Raw genomic sequence first — 3080 nt, 5'->3', positions numbered from 1 at the left:
TGCTAAGGAACATGATCGCTCATGGAAATTAGTAAGACCCAACCGAAAGGTTGATAAGGTTAAGTGAATAAGGGCGCACGGTGGATGCCTTGGCACTAGGAGCCGATGAAGGACGGGACTAACACCGATATGCTTCGGGGAGCTGTAAGTAAGCTTTGATCCGGAGATTTCCGAATGGGGAAACCCAGCATCTTTTATAGGATGTTACTTTTCAGTGAATACATAGCTGATTAGAGGTAGACGCAGAGAACTGAAACATCTAAGTACCTGCAGGAAGAGAAAGAAAATTCGATTCCCTGAGTAGCGGCGAGCGAAACGGGAAAAGCCCAAACCAAGAGGCTTGCCTCTTGGGGTTGTAGGACTCCGATATGGTAGTCTAGTGAGATAGTCGAAGGACCTGGAAAGGTCTGCTAGAAAGGGTAAAAGCCCCGTAGACAAAATTTGACTGACACCTAGGAGGATCCTGAGTACGGCGGAACACGAGGAATTCCGTCGGAATCCGGGAGGACCATCTCCCAAGGCTAAATACTCCCTAGTGACCGATAGTGAACCAGTACCGTGAGGGAAAGGTGAAAAGCACCCCGGAAGGGGAGTGAAATAGATCCTGAAACCGTGTGCCTACAACAAGTTAAAGCCCGTTAATGGGTGATAGCGTGCCTTTTGTAGAATGAACCGGCGAGTTACGATTACTTGCGAGGTTAAGTTGAAAAAACGGAGCCGTAGCGAAAGCGAGTCTGAATAGGGCGAATGAGTAAGTGGTCGTAGACCCGAAACCATGTGATCTACCCATGTCCAGGTTGAAGGTGCGGTAAAACGCACTGGAGGACCGAACCCACGTACGTTGAAAAGTGCGGGGATGAGGTGTGGGTAGCGGAGAAATTCCAAACGAACTTGGAGATAGCTGGTTCTCTCCGAAATAGCTTTAGGGCTAGCCTCAGAGTAAGAATGATGGAGGTAGAGCACTGTTTGGACTAGGGGCCCATCTCGGGTTACCGAATTCAGATAAACTCCGAATGCCATCCATTCATCTCTGGGAGTCAGACTGTGAGTGATAAGATCCATAGTCGAAAGGGAAACAGCCCAGACCACCAGCTAAGGTCCCAAAATATATGTTAAGTGGAAAAGGATGTGGGGTTGCACAGACAACTAGGATGTTGGCTCAGAAGCAGCCACCATTTAAAGAGTGCGTAATAGCTCACTAGTCGAGTGACCCTGCGCCGAAAATGTACCGGGGCTAAACATATTACCGAAGCTGTGGAACACACCATTAGGTGTGTTGGTAGGAGAGCGTTCTAAGGGCGTTGAAGGTAGATCGTGAGGACTGCTGGAGCGCTTAGAAGTGAGAATGCCGGTATGAGTAGCGAAAGACAGGTGAGAATCCTGTCCACCGAATGACTAAGGTTTCCTGGGGAAGGCTCGTCCGCCCAGGGTTAGTCGGGACCTAAGCCGAGGCCGAAAGGCGTAGGCGATGGATAACAGGTTGATATTCCTGTACCCGTTGTTTTTGTTTGAACAATGGAGGGACGCAGGAGGCTAAGGAATCAGACGATTGGAAATGTCTGTCCAAGCAACAAGTCTTGAAGTGAGTCAAATGCTTGCATCTTTAAGGACAAGTTGTGATGGGGAGGGAAATAATAGTACCGAAGTTCCTGATGTCACACTGCCAAGAAAAGCTTCTAGTTAGAAAACAATGGCCCGTACCGCAAACCGACACAGGTAGTCGAGGAGAGAATCCTAAGGTGAGCGAGAGAACTCTCGTTAAGGAACTCGGCAAAATGACCCCGTAACTTCGGGAGAAGGGGTGCTGATCTAACGATCAGCCGCAGTGAATAGGCCCAAGCGACTGTTTATCAAAAACACAGGTCTCTGCAAAATCGAAAGATGACGTATAGGGGCTGACGCCTGCCCGGTGCTGGAAGGTTAAGAGGAGTGCTTAGCGTAAGCGAAGGTACGAATTGAAGCCCCAGTAAACGGCGGCCGTAACTATAACGGTCCTAAGGTAGCGAAATTCCTTGTCGGGTAAGTTCCGACCCGCACGAAAGGCGTAACGATTTGGGCACTGTCTCAACGAGAGACTCGGTGAAATTTTAGTACCTGTGAAGATGCAGGTTACCCGCGACAGGACGGAAAGACCCCATGGAGCTTTACTGCAGTTTGATATTGAGTGTTTGTACCACATGTACAGGATAGGTAGGAGCCGTAGAAGTCGGAACGCTAGTTTCGACAGAGGCGCTGGTGGGATACTACCCCTGTGTTATGACCACTCTAACCCGCACCACTAATCGTGGTGGGAGACAGTGTCAGATGGGCAGTTTGACTGGGGCGGTCGCCTCCTAAAAGGTAACGGAGGCGCCCAAAGGTTCCCTCAGAATGGTTGGAAATCATTCGCAGAGTGTAAAGGCACAAGGGAGCTTGACTGCGAGACCTACAAGTCGAGCAGGGACGAAAGTCGGGCTTAGTGATCCGGTGGTTCCGCATGGAAGGGCCATCGCTCAACGGATAAAAGCTACCCTGGGGATAACAGGCTTATCTCCCCCAAGAGTCCACATCGACGGGGAGGTTTGGCACCTCGATGTCGGCTCGTCGCATCCTGGGGCTGTAGTCGGTCCCAAGGGTTGGGCTGTTCGCCCATTAAAGCGGCACGCGAGCTGGGTTCAGAACGTCGTGAGACAGTTCGGTCCCTATCCGTCGCGGGCGTTGGAAATTTGAGAGGATCTGTCCTTAGTACGAGAGGACCGGGATGGACTTACCGCTGGTGTACCAGTTGTCTCGCCAGAGGCATCGCTGGGTAGCTATGTAGGGAAGGGATAAACGCTGAAAGCATCTAAGTGTGAAGCCCACCTCAAGATGAGATTTCCCATTTCTTTAAGAAAGTAAGATCCCTGAGAGATGATCAGGTAGATAGGTCAGAAGTGGAAGTGCAGTGATGTACGGAGCGGACTGATACTAATCGATCGAGGACTTAACCAAAAAAATTGATCTTGGCTGTTTGAATGTTTCTGATCCAGTTTTGAGTGAACGAAGTTTACTCAAACAAATAGTGTGGTGGCGATAGCGAGAAGGATACACCTGTTCCCATG

The 3080-nt window shown here is 50.0% G+C and carries 1 rRNA gene; it reads left to right on the top strand.

Annotated elements, in window-relative coordinates:
- Positions 1-57 precede the first annotated feature (57 nt).
- A 23S ribosomal RNA gene (locus ACKTSC_RS13220) occupies positions 58-2970 on the top strand.
- The last annotated feature ends 110 nt before the right edge of the window (positions 2971-3080 follow it).

This window comes from Enterococcus hailinensis (assembly GCF_045862035.1).
GTDB lineage: Bacteria > Bacillota > Bacilli > Lactobacillales > Enterococcaceae > Enterococcus_A > Enterococcus_A hailinensis.
This window is presented reverse-complemented; position numbering and strand designations above follow the sequence as displayed.